The organism is Collinsella aerofaciens, from assembly GCF_015554145.1.
Classification (GTDB): Bacteria; Actinomycetota; Coriobacteriia; order Coriobacteriales; family Coriobacteriaceae; genus Collinsella; species Collinsella aerofaciens_AA.
Genome location: NZ_JADNHZ010000021.1, coordinates 1 through 16,836, shown reverse-complemented (window position 1 = coordinate 16,836; position 16,836 = coordinate 1). Strand labels below are relative to the sequence as shown.

Genomic DNA, 16,836 nt, shown 5'->3' with positions numbered 1-16,836 from the left:
CAGGGAGCTCGAACTTAGGCGTTCTTGCTCATGACCTCGTCCACGATGGACTTGGGCGCGGGCTCATAAGAGTCGAACTGCATCGTGTAGGATGCACGGCCCTGGGTCTGGGAGCGAAGGTCGGTAGCGTAACCGAACATCTCGCCCAGCGGCACCTTGGCACGGATGAGCTTGGTGTTCTTGCGATCCTCCATGCCCTCGATCTTGCCGCGGCGACCGGAGAGGTTGCCCATAACGTCGCCCATGTACTGCTCGGGGGTCTCGACCTCGACAGCCATGATCGGCTCGAGCAGCTGCGGATCGGACTTCTTGAGGGCGTCCTTGATAGCCATGGAACCGGCGATCTTGAAGGCGGCCTCGGAGGAGTCGACCTCGTGGTAAGAACCGTCGAACAGGGTGACCTTAACGTCGAGGACCGGGAAGCCGGCGATAACACCGGTGTTCAGGGCCTCCTGGATGCCCTTGTCGATGGACGGGATGTACTCCTTGGGCACGACGCCGCCGACGATAGCGTTGACGAACTCGTAGCCGAAGCCCTCCTCCATCTTCTCGAGCTTGATGACGGCGTGGCCGTACTGACCGCGGCCGCCGGACTGACGGACGAACTTGCCCTCAGCCTTCTCGACGTCGTGACCAGCGGTCTCGCGGTAGGCAACCTGGGGCTTACCGACGTTAGCGTCAACCTTGAACTCGCGGAGCAGACGGTCGACGATGATCTCGAGGTGCAGCTCGCCCATGCCGGCGATGATGGTCTGGCCGGTCTCGTGGTTGGTGGACACCGTAAAGGTCGGGTCCTCCTCGGCGAGCTTGGTCAGAGCCAGGGACATCTTGTCCTGCTCGGCCTTGGTCTTGGGCTCAATGGCAACGTCGATAACGGGCTTAGCGAACTCGATCTTCTCGAGGACGATCTCCTTGCCCTCGGTGCACAGGGTGTCACCGGTGGTGGAGTTCTTGAAGCCGACGCAAGCGACGATGTCGCCGGCAGCAGCGTCGTCACGGTCGATACGCTCGGCGGCGTTCATCTCGAGGATGCGGCCGAGGCGCTCGCGCTGACCGTTGGAAGCGTTGATGACGTAGGAGCCGGACTCGGCACGACCGGAGTAAACGCGGACGTAAGTAAGCTTACCGACGAACGGGTCGGTCATGATCTTGAAGACCAGGCCGGAGAAGGGCTCGTCGAAGTCAGGATGACGCTCGATCTCCTCACCGGTGTCCGGATCGGTACCGGTGACGGCCTTGACGTCGAGCGGGCTGGGCAGGTAGTCGACGACAGCGTCGAGCAGCTCCTGAACGCCCTTGTTCTTGTAGGCGGAGCCCACGAAGACGAGGTTGAGCTCGTTGGCCAGAACGCCCTTGCGCAGAGCGGCCTTGAGCTCCTCGACGGTGAAGTCCTCCTCCATGAGGATCTTCTCCATGAGTTCGTCATCAAAGCTGGCAGCAGCGTCGAGGAGCTCCTCGCGCTTGGTGGCAGCGATGTCGGCAAACTCAGCCGGGATCTCGTCCATCGGCTCGGGGTAGGTCATACCCTTCTCGTCGGCCTTGAAGTCCCATGCAGTCATGGTGACCAGGTCGATGACGCCCCAGAAGTTGTCCTCGGCGCCCATCGGGACCTGAGCGGCCACGGCGTTAGCGTCGAGACGATCCTTCATGGTCTCGATAGCATTGAAGAAGTCAGCGCCCACGCGGTCATACTTGTTGATGAAGGCGATGCGGGGGACGTTGAAGGTAGAAGCCTGACGCCAAACGGTCTCAGACTGGGGCTGAACGCCGGCAACGGCGTCGAAGACGGCGACAGCGCCATCGAGGACGCGCAGGCAGCGCTCGACCTCGGCGGTGAAGTCAACGTGGCCCGGGGTGTCGATGATCTGGATGCGGTAGTCCTTACCGTCCTTGTTCCAGAAGCACGTGGTAGCAGCGGAGGTAATGGTTACGCCGCGCTCCTGCTCCTGAACCATCCAGTCCATGGTGGCAGCGCCCTCATGGACCTCACCGATCTTGTGGGTCTTACCGGTGTAGTAAAGAATACGCTCGGTCGTGGTGGTCTTACCGGCATCGATGTGAGCCATGATGCCGATGTTACGGGTATCGGAAAGCTTGTACTTAGGCTTAGCCATGTTAGTTCCTTACCTTAACTTACCAACGATAGTGAGAGAACGCGCGGTTGGCCTCGGCCATCTTGAAGACGTCCTCACGCTTCTTGACGGAAGCGCCAAGACCGTTGGAGGCGTCGAGGATCTCGTTGGCGAGACGCTCGGCCATGGTCTTCTCCTTGCGAGCGCGGGAGAAGTTGACGATCCAGCGGATACCCAGAGCGGTGGAACGACGGGAGTTGACCTCCATCGGGACCTGATAGGTAGCGCCACCGACACGCTTGGGCTTAACCTCGAGCGTGGGCTTGACGTTGTCCATAGCCTTCTTGAAGGTAGCGAGAGCGTCGCCACCCTCGGACTTCTCGGCAACAATCTCGAAAGCGGTGTAAACGATGCGCTCAGCGGTGGCCTTCTTGCCGTCAAGAAGGACCTTGTTGATGAGCTGAGTCACCAGGCGGTTGTTGTAAACGGCGTCAGGCTGAACCTCACGACGATTAGCTGCTGCACGACGCGGCATGTGAAATCTCCTTAAGTGTCTACCGTGCGGCGCTTAGGCGGCACACGGCGAAAGTATCAAAACGTTATCTGGCTTATTTGGCCTTGGGGCGCTTAGCACCGTACTTGGAACGGGCCTGCATACGGTTCTGGACCGGAGCAGCGTCGTAGGCGCCACGGATGACGTGATAACGGACACCAGGGAGGTCACGGACACGACCGCCGCGGACGAGCACGATGGAGTGCTCCTGCAGGTTGTGGCCCTCACCCGGGATGTAAGCAGTAACTTCGATGCCGTTGACGAGGCGAACACGGGCAACCTTACGAAGAGCCGAGTTCGGCTTCTTGGGGCTCGTGGTGAAGACGCGGGTGCACACGCCGCGCTTCTGGGAGTTGTGCTGCAGAGCAGCGTTCTTGGACTTCTTGGGCACGGAACGACGGCCCTGGCGAACCAGCTGGTTAATAGTAGGCAAAGCGTACTCCTTCTCGAATGATTCCAGCTTTCTGTAAAGTGCAACGGCTTGAATCGAGGGGTCAGCATCCCCCTACGAAACACGCAGTTCGATAGGATACGTGGCGTTAGCTGTGCCGTCAACAGACCACGCCGCCGGGCGTATCCCAAAATCGGCACATTTCCGCAAAGCCTACACAAAAGGAATCCCCTCCTGTGCGCGGGGGCGGATTCCCGGACCGGGCGGCGCGGGGGTTAAGTTTGCTGCTCTACAGTCCTGGCTCGCACGGAGGCCACATTAAGTGGCCTCCGGCTCGTGCGGAACTCGCGACAAACTTAACCCCCGCGCCGCCCGGGCCGGGAATCCGACGCGCTCGTCGGGGCAACGTTACCTGCCAAAAAGGGACAGGTTTGTTTTGGCAGGTTTTATCTGGGAAAAGGCCGCTTCCCCTAGTGGGAAGCGGCCTCAAGCCTTACGAGTAGACGATGGTAAAGGGTTCTTCCGTTTGAGTCTCCCCTGTTGATGTGCACCTCGTTCCCTCAAGGGTTACCGATACAACCTGATCGACATTGATGAGCCTTGTCGGAACCCAGATGTTCTCTCCGCTATTGCGTGCCATCGAAACATAGAAGTTGTACGCCCCTGCGTCGTCATCTTCGATAATCTGCTCTGACCCATCCTTGTAGGTGACGGTCAGTTTATGATCAACTGCTTCATAGCCCAGATCATCGATGTGCGTCTGGATGGAAAACGGACTGATCTCGAGAGGCGAGTCATCGGAGCGGAGTTCTTTTGTATCGACGTGCGCTCCGACGTTAAACTCTGGCGTCGATACCTCGATCACCTTCGCATCCTCACCTTCGCCCTCCCTCCAGCTGATATTCCAGGTGACCGCATTTCCAAAATCTCGCTTGCGATCCCACGAGGCAAAGTACATCGTGCCATTAATGACCGTGTCACTTGATGTGTCCTTATCAATTGTGCTGCGTGTGTCAGCCCATTCCTCGCCGAACTTCATGTCGGGCGTGCCGATGCCTTGTTCTTCTTCACCATAGAGAACAAGTTCGCCAGTCTCTGCTGCCGGCTTGTAGTAGTTAACACCATTTGGATTGGACAACGTAAACGTCACGGCACCGCAACCGTTTTTATCGATAGCCATATCATGAATGTCGAGTGTATAGCCGTTGCCCTCGACGGACAGATTGACCTTCTGTACTGAACCCTCCAAGCTTTGGGGCGCGATGCCATCACCAAACTCTCTGGTGTAGGTATATTTAGTCCCCGACGAGCCACCTTGAGTCCAGGTAATGGACTCTCCGTTGCCATGGTTTCCCCAGGCAGAGGCAAAATAACTGGAATTGACGACGGCGTAGGCGACCCCTCCGGTCGCCAGCACTCCGGCAAGGCATCCGATCACGGCAACATACAGAGGCTTCGCGTGACCCTTTCGGCGAAGCGGCTCACCAGCAGCGGCATAAAGAACACGGTCAGCAAGATCGCTATCGGCTTGGACGGACTCGAAGGCCTGCTTGATTTGGTTGGATTTCACGGTCGCCCTCCTCTAGGATGAACTTAAGTTTCGATCTGCCGCGAGCTAAACGCGTTCGAACTGTCGCGGCTGGTACGTGCAGCAACTCGGCAATCTCTGAAGTCGAGAAGCCCAGATAGTAATAGAGCACGATGGGGATACGGAATCGTTCCGGAAGCCGCATGACGTCCGACAGGACGGCCTTGGTCTCTTCCTGCGCCATCGAAAGCGAATCGGCCAGGTTCTCAATATCCTCCACGCGTCTCCATGGCTTTCGAAAGAGCGATTTGCATTCATTGATCGTGACCCGGATAAGCCATCGGCGAAGATGTTCCCAGCTTTCAAATTGCACATCGCTTTTGAGTAACTTCAGAAAGACGTCTTGAGCGACATCGTCGGCGTCGGCGCGATCACGCAGGTACGTCAACGCGATCCGAAACACGACATCCCGGTGGTCTTCGACCGCCTGTCTAAATGCTTGTTCTTCCATAATCACCTCCCGGTGACGTTAATGGTTCTCGATGAGGCCCTCACCATAGATACGCTTTGACTAAACGGAATGTTTCAAATTCAAGCAGGAAAAACCTACCAAAATAAACCTGTCCCTTATTGGCAAGGGACCAACGAAACGCAACAGGTTGAGCATACGCAAGTGAGCGGTCCCCAGAGCGTACAAGGTGGCATGAAAAAGGCAGGGCATTGACCTTTTGGTCATGCCCTGCCTTTTGAATGACAGATTGTAGCTCTGGGGGCCGCGCAGCGACGGAGGTCGCCGCCGTTCGTTAGAACGGCGGAACTAGTTACTCCTCGTCGTTGTCCTTGGCCTCTTCGGCGTCGTCGGTGTCCACGAGCTGGTTGAGCAGCTCGTCGAGGGAAGCCATGTCCTCGTTGATCGCGCCGTTGGCGGGAGCCTTCTTGTCGTCGATCGGGGCGCCCAGGAGCTCCTCGTCGGCGTCGGCGTGATGCGTCGGAGCGGAGGTACCCAGCAGGATATCGTCCGGACCGTCGGGGCTAAAGACCATCTGCAGCAGCTGCGAGAGGTCTTCCTCGTCGGCAACGTCGTCGTTGTTCTCGAGGATGTAGAGCAGGTCGTGGGCCTCAAGGCCGTCACGGAGCTCCTCGATCGCCTTGGCACCGATGCCATCGATGCGCAGCAGATCCTCCTCGGACTTGCCGACCAGGTCGCCGACCGTCTCGATGCCGACCTCGCTGAACTTGTTGGTCCAGCGCTGCGACACGCCCAGGTCGTCGAACAGGTACAGGCGAGCCTTCTCGGCGGAGATGGTGTGGCCGTTGCGGGTGAACGAACCGTCAGCACCACCGAACTCGTCGTAGCCGGCCCAGTCGAGCTGCTGCGGGAGCTGCTCGTCCAGATCCTTGAGCTCCACAGGAGCCCACTCGGGCAGCGACTTGGCGTTGGGCGAAGCCGGGCCGTCGATGTCGACATAGCCGTCGGCCGTGCGATACGTCAGCTTGGCGTTGGCGTACGGCTTGAGGCCAGTACCAGCCGGGATCTTCTTACCGACGATGACATTGGACTTAAGGTCGAGCAGGTGGTCGACCTTGCCCTCGATGGCAGCCTCGGTAAGGACGCCGGCGGTGCGGATGAACGAAGCGCTCGACAGCCAGGAGTCGATGTTGGACGCGACCTTGAGCGTACCCAGGATGACGGGCTCGGCCACGGGAGCCTGACCGCCCAGACGGGCAACGCGCTCGACCTCGTCGGCGAACTCGTAGCGGTCGACGTACTGACCAAGCAGGTACTTGGAGTCGCCGGGGTTGGTGATCTGAACGCGACGCAGCATCTGACGTGCGAGCACCTCGATGTGCTTGTCGTTCAGGTCGACGCCCTGGCTGGTGTAGACGTCCTTGACGCTCTCGACGAAGGTGTGCATCGTCGACTCGATGTCGGTCAGCTTGCGCAGGTTGCGGAAGTTGACGAAGCCCTTGGTGATCTGGTCGCCGGCGCGAACCTCGCAGCCGTCCTCGATCTCGGGCATAAAGCGCACCGAAGCGGGGACGCGACGCTCGTCGAGGACACGGGTGTGATCCTCGGAGTCGGTGAGCGTCAGCACGTACTCGGACTTCTCGGGCTTAATCGAGAGGTGACCGGAGTACGGAGCCAGCTCGGCCTCGCGGCCCAGGATCTTCTCGTTGACGTTGCCGACGATGTCGAACATACGGCTGACCGTAGGCAGACCCTGCGTAATATCGTCGACGCCAGCGACGCCGCCGGAGTGAATGGTACGCATCGTAAGCTGCGTACCGGGCTCGCCGATGGACTGGGCGGCAATAATGCCGACGGCAGTACCGATGGCGACCGGACGACGGGTGGAAAGATCCCAGCCGTAGCACTTCTGGCACACGCCGTACTTGGAGCGGCAGGTGAGCAGCGCGCGGAGCTTGACCTTCTTGAGGCCCGCATCGACCATCTTCTGGATGTCGGCGACCTTCTCGATGTAGCCATCCTGCTCAAAGAGCACGGTGCCATCGGGGGCCACGACGTCCTCAATGAAGCAACGGCCGACGAGGTCGGTGTTGAGGTCGGTGGTGCCGGGGATGATGAGGTTGTAGGTAACGCCCTCGTGCGTACCGCAGTCCTCCTCGCGGACGATGACGTCCTGAGCCACGTCGACCAGACGACGGGTCAGGTAACCAGAGTCCGAGGTGTGGGATGCGGTATCGACCAGGCCCTTACGGGCGCCGTAGGTCGAAATGAAGTACTCGAGCGGCAGCAGGCCCTCGCGGAAGTTCGCCTTAATGGGAAGGTCGATCGTCTCGCCGGACATGTCTGCCATCAGGCCACGCATGCCGCCGAGCTGACGCAGCTGGGTCTTAGAACCACGGGCGCCGGAGTCGGCCATCATGTAGAGCGGGTTCTCCTCGTCGAACAAGTCGAGCATGAGCGCTGCGACCTTGTCGGTACAAGCGGTCCACTCGTTAACGACTTCGATGTGGCGCTCCGTCTCGTTGATGAAGCCCTCCTCGAAGTACTCGTTAATCTGATCGACGTTGGCCTGGGCGCGGTCGAGCAGCTCCTGCTTCTCGGCAGGGATGAGAGCGTCCCACACCGAGATGGTGAGGCCGGCGCGGGTAGCGTAGTGGAAGCCGGAGTACTTGATGGCGTCGAGGATCGGGCCGACCTTAGCCTCGGGGTAACGATCGCAGCAGTCCGCAACCAGCTTGGCCACGTCGCCCTTGACCATCTTGTAGTTCATGAACTCGTAGTCTTCGGGCAGGCACTGGCGGTTGAAGATGATGCGGCCGATAGAGGTCTCGAAGCGAGCGGTCTTGTTGCCGGTGACGTCGTAGTCGGCGAACTCGTTCTTGCCGTTCTTGACACGGAAGATACGGGTGCCGTCCTCGTTGATGACGTTGGCATCGGCAGCGGACACGCGGACCTGGATCTTGGCCTGCATGTCGACCTCGGAACGGCAGTCATAGGCGTGCAGCGCGTCGTCGAAGCTCGAGAACACGTGGTTCTCGCCCGGCAGACCCTCGCGGACCTGAGTGAGGTAGTACACACCGATGATCATGTCCTGCGAAGGGATGTTAACCGGCTTGCCGGATGCCGGCGAGCGCAGGTTGTTCGCAGAGAGCATGAGCACGCGAGCCTCGGCCTGAGCCTGGCTGGACAGCGGCACGTGGACAGACATCTGGTCGCCGTCGAAGTCGGCGTTGAAGGGCGAGCAGACCAGCGGGTGCAGGTGGATAGCCTTGCCCTCGACCAGCACCGGCTCAAAGGCCTGGATGGACAGACGGTGCAGGGTCGGTGCACGGTTGAGCAGCACGACGCGACCGTCGATGACCTCTTCGAGGATGTCCCACACAAAGGTGGCACCACGGTCGATAGCGCGCTTGGCGCCCTTGATGTTCTCGACCTTGCCAAGCTCGACCAGGCGCTTCATGACGAAGGGCTTGAAGAGCTCCAGCGCCATGGTCTTGGGCAGACCGCACTGGTGCAGCAGCAGCTTGGGGTCGGTAACGATTACCGAACGACCGGAGTAGTCGACACGCTTGCCCAGCAGGTTCTGACGGAAACGACCCTGCTTGCCCTTGAGGGCCTCGGCGAGCGACTTGAGCGGGCGACCGCCACGGCCAGAGACCGGGCGACCACGACGGCCGTTGTCGAACAGGGCGTCCACGGACTCCTGGAGCATGCGCTTCTCGTTGTTCACGATGATCGCAGGGGCGTCCAGGTCGAGCAGGCGCTTGAGTCGGTTGTTACGGTTGATCACGCGACGATACAGGTCGTTGAGGTCGGACGCGGCGAAGCGGCCGCCGTCGAGCTGGACCATCGGGCGCAGATCGGGCGGAATGACCGGGATGACGTCCAGAATCATGTTCGCGGGGCTGTTGCCGCCCTTCAGGAAGGCGTCAACGACCTCGAGGCGCTTGACGGCTTTCTCGCGCTTCTGCTTCTGGGAGTCCTCGTCGGCGATGATGGCCTTGAGCTTCTCGGCCTCGGAGGGGAGATCGATGGCAGCGAGCAGGTCGCGGACGGCCTCGGCACCCATACCACCCTTGAAGTACATGGAGTAGTAACGGGTCATCTCGCGGAACAGCGGCTCATCGGAGATGAGGTCGCGCTCGGTGAGCTTCATGAAGGCGTTGAAGGCGTCCGTGCGGAGCTGCTTCTCGTCCTTGCACTCTTCCTCGATGTCGACGATGCCAGAGGCGATCTCCTCGGGGGTCAGCGGCTCCTCGTCGGAGAACTCGTCAAAGTTCTCGGGGTTGCCCTGCTCCTTGAGGGACTCGATCTGGCGGGCGCACTCGGCATCGATCTCTTCCAGATCGGCGGCGAGCTCCTCGCGCAGGTCGTCAGCGTCGGCCTCGCGAGCCTCGTAGTCGACCTCGGTGATGATGTAGCTGGCAAAGTACAGAACCTTCTCGAGGTCCTTGGACTTGATGTCGAGCATACGGCTCATCGGGAAGCTCGTGGGGCTCTTGAAGTACCAGATGTGGGACACGGGAGCGGCGAGCTCGATGTGGCCCATGCGGTCGCGACGCACCTTGGCCGAGGTGACCTCGACGCCGCAGCGCTCGCAGACGATGCCCTTAAAGCGGATGCCCTTGTACTTACCGCAGGAGCACTCCCAGTCCTTGGCGGGACCGAAGATCTTCTCGCAGAACAGGCCGTCCTTCTCGGGCTTGAGGGTACGGTAATTGATGGTCTCCGGCTTCTTGACCTCACCGTGCGACCAGGAACGGATCTGGTCGGCGGAGGCAAGGGAGATCTTTACCGAGTCAAAATCAGTAGCTTCGAAATCTGCCACAGTCAACTACTCCTTATCAGTGGTCGTGGCGGCGACAGCCTCGGGTGCCTCGGCGGTCTCGGCATCCTCGGCCTCGACGTCGGCGTCAACGCCGGCGAGCGCAGCCAGGTCGTCGAGGGCAGAGGTCTCCTCGGCGGTCACAGGGGCGGAGGCGTCCTCGTCGGCATCGTGCATGGGCTCGATGTCCAGTGCGAGGGAACGGATCTCCTTGACGAGAACCTTGAAGGACTCGGGGATACCCGGGACAGGAACGTTCTCGCCCTTGACGATGGACTCATAGGTCTTGACGCGGCCCACGGTATCGTCGGACTTGACGGTCAGAATCTCCTGCAGGACGTTGGAAGCACCGTATGCGTACAGTGCCCAAACTTCCATCTCACCGAAGCGCTGGCCGCCGAACTGAGCCTTGCCGCCCAGCGGCTGCTGGGTAACCAGGCTGTAAGGGCCGGTCGAACGGGCGTGGATCTTGTCGTCGACCATGTGGCCGAGCTTGAGGATGTAAGACGTACCCACGGTAATGGGCTCGCGGAACTCCTCACCGGTGCGGCCATCGAACAGGCGGGTCTTGCCGCGCTCGTCAAGCTGGGTGACAAACTCGGGGCGCATGTGATCGCCAAAGGCAGCGGTGGCCTTGTTGAGCATGTTCTTGTTGGCGCGACGGATGACCTCGGCGATCTCGTCCTCCTTGGCGCCGTCGAAGACGGGCGTCGCGGTGAAGAACGGACCGGGGACATACTTGTCGGAGTCGGCATCCTCGGTATCCCAACCGCAGGCGGCGGCCCAGCCAAGGTGGCACTCGAGCAGCTGGCCGACGTTCATACGCGAAGGAACGCCCAGCGGGTTGAGGATAACGTCGATCGGGGTACCGTCAGCCATGTAGGGCATGTCCTCGACCGGCAGAACGTTACAGATAACGCCCTTGTTGCCGTGGCGACCGGCGATCTTATCGCCCTGCTGGATCTTACGACGCTGGGCAACGTAGACGCGCACCTGCTCGTTGACGCCGGGGGCCAGGTCGTCGCCGTTCTCGCGGCTAAAGCGGACGACGTCGATGACGCGGCCGTAAGCGCCGTGAGGCATCTTAAGGGAGGTGTCGCGAACGTCATGGGCCTTGGCACCGAAGATGGCGCGCAGCAGGCGCTCCTCGGCGGTCAGAGCGCTCTCGCCCTTGGGGGTAACCTTGCCGACCAGGATGTCGCCAGGGCCGACCTCGGCGCCGATGCGGATGATGCCGTCCTCGTCGAGGTTGGCAAGCATGTCCTCGGAGAGGTTCGGGATCTCGCGAGTGATCTCCTCGGGGCCGAGCTTGGTGTCGCGAGCGTCGATCTCGTGACGGGTGATATTGATGGTCGTCAGCAGGTCCTCGGCCACCAGGCGCTCGGACACGACGATACCGTCCTCGTAGTTGAAGCCTTCCCACGGCATATATGCCACGGTGAGGTTCTGGCCCAGTGCGAGCTCGCCGTGATCGGTCGAAGGACCGTCGGCCAGAGGCTCGCCCTGCTCAACGGTGTCACCGACGCGCACGAGCGGACGGTGGTTGATGCAGGTGGACTGGTTGGAGCGCTGGTACTTGGCCAGGTGATACTCGTCCATGCCGCCGGCATGCTTGACGATAATCTTGGAAGCGTCGGCAAAGATGACCTCGCCGGCGTTCTTGGCCAGGGTGACCTCGCCAGAGTCCAGAGCAGCACGACGCTCCATGCCGGTACCGACATAGGGAGCGGCGGGATGAACCAGCGGCACGGCCTGACGCTGCATGTTAGCGCCCATCAGCGTACGCTTGGCGTCGTCGTGCTCAAGGAACGGGATCAGCGTGGCTGCGACGGAGAGCATCTGACGCGGCGAGACGTCCATGTAGTCGACGTCCTCGACGGGCACGTCGGCGGGAGCGCCGAAGGAGCCGTCGAAGTCGCGGGTACGGGCGATCACGGTGTGCGGACGGACAAGCTTGCCCTCGGCATCGGTCGTGATGAACTCGTTGGTCTTGGGATCGAGCGGCGTGTTGGCCGGCGCGATGACGTGCTTCTCTTCCTCGTCAGCGGTCATCCAGTCGATCTGGTCGGTGGCAACGCCGTTCTCGACGCGACGGAACGGGGCCTCGATGAAGCCATACTCGTTGACGCGGGCGTAGAGGGCGAGCGAGCCGATCAGGCCGATGTTGGGGCCTTCGGGGGTCTCGATCGGGCACATGCGGCTGTAGTGCGAGTTGTGAACGTCGCGGACGGCCGTCGGCACGTTGGTGCGGCGGCTGGAGCCGGACTTGTGGCCGGCAAGACCACCAGGGCCGAGTGCGGACAGACGGCGCTTGTGGGTCAGACCGGTCAGGGGGTTCGCCTGGTCCATGAACTGCGAGAGCTGCGAGGAACCGAAGAACTCCTTGATGGAGGCCACGATCGGGCGGATGTTGATGAGCGACTGCGGGGTGATCTCGTCGATGTCCTGGGAGCTCATGCGCTCACGGACGACGCGCTCCATACGGCTCATGCCGATACGGAACTGGTTGGCGACGAGCTCGCCAACGGTGCGGATACGGCGGTTGCCAAAGTGGTCGATGTCGTCGACCTTGAAGCCCTGCTCGCCGGCAGCGAGGGACAGCAGGTAGCGCAGCGTCGCGACGATATCCTCGTCGGTGAGCACCGTGACCTCTTCCTCGGTGGTGAGGTTGAGCTTCTTGTTGACCTTGTAACGACCGACGCGGGCCAGATCGTAGCGCTGCGGGTTAAAGAGCAGACCCTCGAGCAGGCTGCGGGAAGCGTCCACGGTGGGAGGCTCGCCCGGGCGCAGGCGACGGTAGATCTCGATGAGGGCGTCCTCGCGAGTGAGAGCGGTGTCGCGCTCCAGGGTACGCTTGATCACATCGGAGTTGCCGAGCAGCTCGATGATGTCGTCGTTGGTGACGGCGATGCCAAGGGCGCGCAGGAACATCGTGGCGCTCTGCTTGCGCTTACGGTCGATGGAGACCATGAGCTGGTCGCGCTTGTCGACCTCAAACTCAAGCCAGGCACCGCGGGACGGGATGATCTGGGCCTTGTAGATTTGCTTGCCCGAATCCATCTCGGAGCTGTAGTACACGCCCGGGGAGCGGACGAGCTGCGAGACGACGATACGCTCGGTACCGTTGATGATGAAGGTGCCCTGATCGGTCATCATGGGGAAGTCGCCCATAAAGACGAGCTGCTCCTTGATCTCGCCGGTCTCCTTGTTGGTGAGACGGACGTCGGTCAAAAGCGGAGCCTGATAGGTCATATCCTTCTCGCGGCACTCCTCGACGGTGTGCGCGGGGTCGCCGAACTGATGCTCGCCGAAGGTAACCTCGAGAACATGGTTCTGGCTCTGGACGGGGCTGGATTCCTTGAACGCCTCACGAAGGCCCTCGTCCTTAAAACGCTCAAAGGATTCCCTTTGAACAGAGATAAGGTTGGGGAGCTCCATGGCCTCCGGGATTTTCCCGAAGCTGACGCGCTTGCGCTCAGTGGCAGTGTATGCGTAGGTCACCAGGTTTTTCCTCCTTCACGGAAATGCTCGGTGGGTTGGCGAGGCATAGCTTCGCCAGTTATCGCAACCTAATAGTTTATCAGGTACCGACCGTTGGGCAAGAAAAGCCTTGACGCGATTGAGTTTTTGGAGTAGCAAAGTTTTTCGACAGAAAACACGCAGGTAGATAGGTATGTACCGAACATCTGTTCATATATTTTCTGTGAACAGTTCTGCTGATGCGGGCTGCCGACGACGGAATGGCGGCGAGGATTGATCAGGCGGAAGCTGCGTCCCGTTTTGAGGCCTCAAACTGGGACGCAGTTTCCGGTTGTGCCCTGTTTGGGAAAGCATATCCCGTTCTGAGCCGAAATTCCGGGTCGCACTTTCCGCTAGGGGCCCTAACCGGAAAGCGCGTCCCAGAATTCGGCCAAATTGTGGGATGCGATTTCCGGCAGGTTATAGCAAAGGGACGGCCGCCTTGTTGCACCCGTTTGGCAATGTTGCGCAACAGATTCTTCGAATCCGGCATGAAGATACTGGATAGTTAGTTATAGCCTAAAGAAAGGATTGCCATGTTTAAGAGCATCCAAAAAGGCGGGAGGATCGCGGCGGTTGCAATCGGCATCGTAGCGGCGCTGACCCCGCTGGCCGCCCCCCCCCGCAGCATTAGCTGACGGCCTACCGACACCGGAGCTGGAAAAGTCGTACACCTTTAAGAACACGACCATCAAGGGTCTTACGGACGACGAGGACTATGCGATCATAAGTACCTACCAGCGCGCCGACGATGAGGATGATGGCTATTCCACCGTCGGCTATTCCGTTCTCGATCTCTCGAATGGATCGACCAAGGACATCAAGATACCGAAAGCCAGTCTTGAATCCGTACATACGCAAGCGGGATGTGTCACTTGGCTTGACGGTAACAACCTTGCCATCTATTCGGTTGATGACCAGAAGACAAGCACCCACCCCATCGAACGTAAAAAATATGCAGAAACAAATGTTGATCTTTCAACGAACGGCAAAGTTGCCGCCATTGCATACGAAAATAAGGATTCTGATTTAAAGCGGATTGACGTTTACGATCTTGAAACCAACAAGATGATCGAATCATATAAATGCGACAAAAACGACGAGCGTTACCTGTTGTCGAACGACGGGAAGCGGCTTTATGTAACCTCTTTAGGCGATAACGGATCGTCCAAGCTAATGACCATAGATACGTCGAGTGGCTCGAGGAAGACTCAAACAATTCCCTTTACGGGCGGCAAAATCATGGTAAGAAAAGCAGGGGCAGACACTGTATATGTCGGCGGTAGCTTTTGCGATACTCTGGCGAAATTCGACTACGATGGAAATGTTGAATTCCTCGCTGATGGCCAGTTGTTTAACTTCGTGATCCCTTATGACAACTTCCTGTTTGCCGCCAAGATTAGCCGAAAAAATAATGAGGCAGATTGGGATTCCATTCAATACGCAATGTTGAATGACCGCGGCGAGGAAATCGGAACGGTCAGTCCCGCATTTAAGGATACAGACGACTCTCATTACGGTTTCCGGGACTTTTCCGAGCATGGTGACATGACGCTTGTCAGTCTCGAAAAAAGAGTCGCCACAAATTCAGAATCTAATTCGGACTCCGAAGCAGATGCCGAGGATAGCAAAACGTCCATTTCTGCATACCTCGCAGAGACAAGCACCGGGCAGAAAACTAAGCTGCCAATTAAAACCGAAAATGTAAGCGAACTTCAGTTCATAGATGGAGACCAAAAAATACTCGCTGCTTACGAGGACAAAAATGATTCCGACAAACTGCATATCGATATTTACAAGTCGAATATCCCGCATAGCGTAATCGACGATGTACTGTTCTTTGCCAAGAACAACCTGCCGGTTGTGATTGGTGGTGGCATTGTACTTGTGCTGGTTGTCGGCGGCACGCTGATCGTTTGCGCCCGCCGTCGCAAGAAGCGTTCCGGCGTCAAGGGTGACGCTTCCGACAAGGCCCCCAAGGCCAAGAAGCAAAAACACGGCTTGCGTAAGAAAAAAGCCCAACCGGAGATTGTTTCCACTGCATCGGCCGGCAGCACTCTCCAACCACAGGCCCCTGTTTCCGCCCCGAAATTCTGCCGCCACTGCGGCACCCCGCTCGTGCCAGAAGCCAAGTTCTGCGCTAAGTGCGGTCATCCGGTCGAATAGCATCTGACAAGCAAACCCACAGCCAAATCGGGCCGCCCCTCACGGGACGGCCCTTTTGCTTGGAAGGAAATCAGGTGAAGCGGCAGGATGTGACAAAGGGACTGTCCCTTTGTCACATCGACTGAAAAAACGGGTGCAGACCGAAGTCCGCACCCGTAAATGTCGATGACCGAAGGCTTACTTGCGCATCAAGCCGCCGCGCTCGTCGATGGCGTCCCAGAAGGCGCTGGCAAAGCGAGGGTCGCTTGCGGCCATGAGGGCGTTGGTGGCCATCCAGCCAGACGGGGTACCAGTGTCGTAGCCCGAGAGCGGATCGATGACGACAGCGTACATGGCCTCGCGGTCGAGCGAACGTGCCATGGCGTCGGTCAGCTGAATCTCGCCGCCCTTACCGGCCTGCTGATCGGCCAGCAGGTCCATGACCAGCGGGCTCAGCAGGTAGCGACCGACGATGTACAGGTTGGACGGAGCCGCCTCGGGAGCAGGCTTCTCGACCAGACCGCCGATGCGCCAGACAGCGCCCGGCTCGGCATCGGCAACGCCCTCGGCGCCCTCGAGCGAACCGACTCGCTCGCCGGCAATAACGCCGTAGCGGCTGACTTCCTCGGGCGAGCAAGCAGCGACGGCGATAACCGAAGCGCCACCGTGCTCCTTGGAAACGGCGAGCATCTTGTCGCAGATGTCGCGGTTAGGCACAACGTAGTCGCCCAGAAGAACCAGGAAGTTCTCCCCTGCAACAGCGTCGGCAGCAGAGCGGATAGCATGGCCGAGGCCCTTGGGCTCGTACTGATAACGGAAGTCGACCGGCATACCGCCAGCGTGGGCAACGGCATCGGCATAGGCGTTCTTGCCGCGCTCGCGCAGCAGGTTCTCGAGCGAGCGATCGGGCTGGAAGTAGCTCAGCAGCTCAGGCTTACCGGGAGAGGTAACGATGATGGCGTCGTCGACCTCCTCGGGGTCGAGTGCCTCCTCAACGACATACTGAATGACCGGCTTGTCGAGCACCGGCAACATCTCTTTGGGCGTGCACTTAGTGCCAGGCAGAAAACGCGTGCCAAGACCGGCGGCGGGGATGATTGCCTTCATGTTATTCAAGGATCCTTTCGCAGGCGCAGAATGCGCCCTATGCGTGCGGCACGGCGGCCGCAGACCAAATTGCGATACCGAAGTATCTTACCGCCGAAGACATACGTCGCCGTAAGGCAAACGCAATTCTTCAGCAGGTCAACGCAAATTCCTTGATTCTCATCTTCATTGCAACAGGCTCAGGACTCAGCGCAACGCGTTGCGCTGAGTCCTGAGGCGCGAATCCG

The 16,836-nt window shown here is 59.6% G+C and carries 9 protein-coding genes; 1 reads left to right on the top strand and 8 read right to left on the bottom strand.

Going from position 1 to position 16,836, the window contains the following annotated elements; all coding sequences use genetic code 11:
- Window positions 1–14: 14 nt before the first annotated feature.
- The 7 genes from fusA to rpoB form a co-directional block, all read right to left on the bottom strand.
- Window positions 15–2,114, bottom strand: coding sequence for an elongation factor G (gene fusA / locus I2E13_RS08505; protein WP_195404823.1), 2,100 nt, complete (start codon window positions 2,112–2,114; stop codon window positions 15–17).
- Between the two features lie 19 nt (window positions 2,115–2,133).
- Window positions 2,134–2,607, bottom strand: coding sequence for a 30S ribosomal protein S7 (gene rpsG / locus I2E13_RS08500; protein WP_006235013.1), 474 nt, complete (start codon window positions 2,605–2,607; stop codon window positions 2,134–2,136).
- Between the two features lie 73 nt (window positions 2,608–2,680).
- Window positions 2,681–3,058 carry a 30S ribosomal protein S12 gene (rpsL, locus tag I2E13_RS08495; RefSeq protein WP_006235012.1) on the bottom strand — a complete coding sequence of 126 codons (378 nt, stop codon included), beginning with the start codon at window positions 3,056–3,058 and terminating at the stop codon, window positions 2,681–2,683.
- A 451-nt stretch (window positions 3,059–3,509) separates the two neighbouring features.
- Entirely contained in the window at window positions 3,510–4,586 is a 1,077-nt protein-coding gene (locus I2E13_RS08490; RefSeq protein WP_195404822.1) for a DUF4179 domain-containing protein, read from the bottom strand.
- Window positions 4,537–5,055, bottom strand: coding sequence for an RNA polymerase sigma factor (locus I2E13_RS08485; protein ID WP_195404821.1), 519 nt, complete (start codon window positions 5,053–5,055; stop codon window positions 4,537–4,539). The genes I2E13_RS08490 and I2E13_RS08485 overlap by 50 nt, the downstream gene beginning before the upstream one ends.
- A gap of 310 nt (window positions 5,056–5,365) precedes the next feature.
- Window positions 5,366–9,841 carry a DNA-directed RNA polymerase subunit beta' gene (locus I2E13_RS08480; RefSeq protein ID WP_195404820.1) on the bottom strand — a complete coding sequence of 1,492 codons (4,476 nt, stop codon included), beginning with the start codon at window positions 9,839–9,841 and terminating at the stop codon, window positions 5,366–5,368.
- 6 nt (window positions 9,842–9,847) lie between these two features.
- On the bottom strand, window positions 9,848–13,339 hold the full coding sequence (gene rpoB, locus I2E13_RS08475) for a DNA-directed RNA polymerase subunit beta (RefSeq protein ID WP_271817628.1): 3,492 nt from the start codon (window positions 13,337–13,339) through the stop codon (window positions 9,848–9,850).
- 1,086 nt (window positions 13,340–14,425) lie between these two features.
- Between rpoB and I2E13_RS08470 the strand changes: the two genes are divergently transcribed.
- The gene (locus I2E13_RS08470; RefSeq protein ID WP_195404819.1) at window positions 14,426–15,523 is read left to right on the top strand and encodes a zinc ribbon domain-containing protein; all 1,098 of its coding nucleotides are present in this window, start codon (window positions 14,426–14,428) and stop codon (window positions 15,521–15,523) included.
- Between the two features lie 177 nt (window positions 15,524–15,700).
- On the opposite strand, the gene I2E13_RS08465 is transcribed toward I2E13_RS08470, so the two are convergent.
- Entirely contained in the window at window positions 15,701–16,609 is a 909-nt protein-coding gene (locus I2E13_RS08465) for a UTP--glucose-1-phosphate uridylyltransferase (protein ID WP_089572499.1), read from the bottom strand.
- Window positions 16,610–16,836 lie beyond the last annotated feature (227 nt).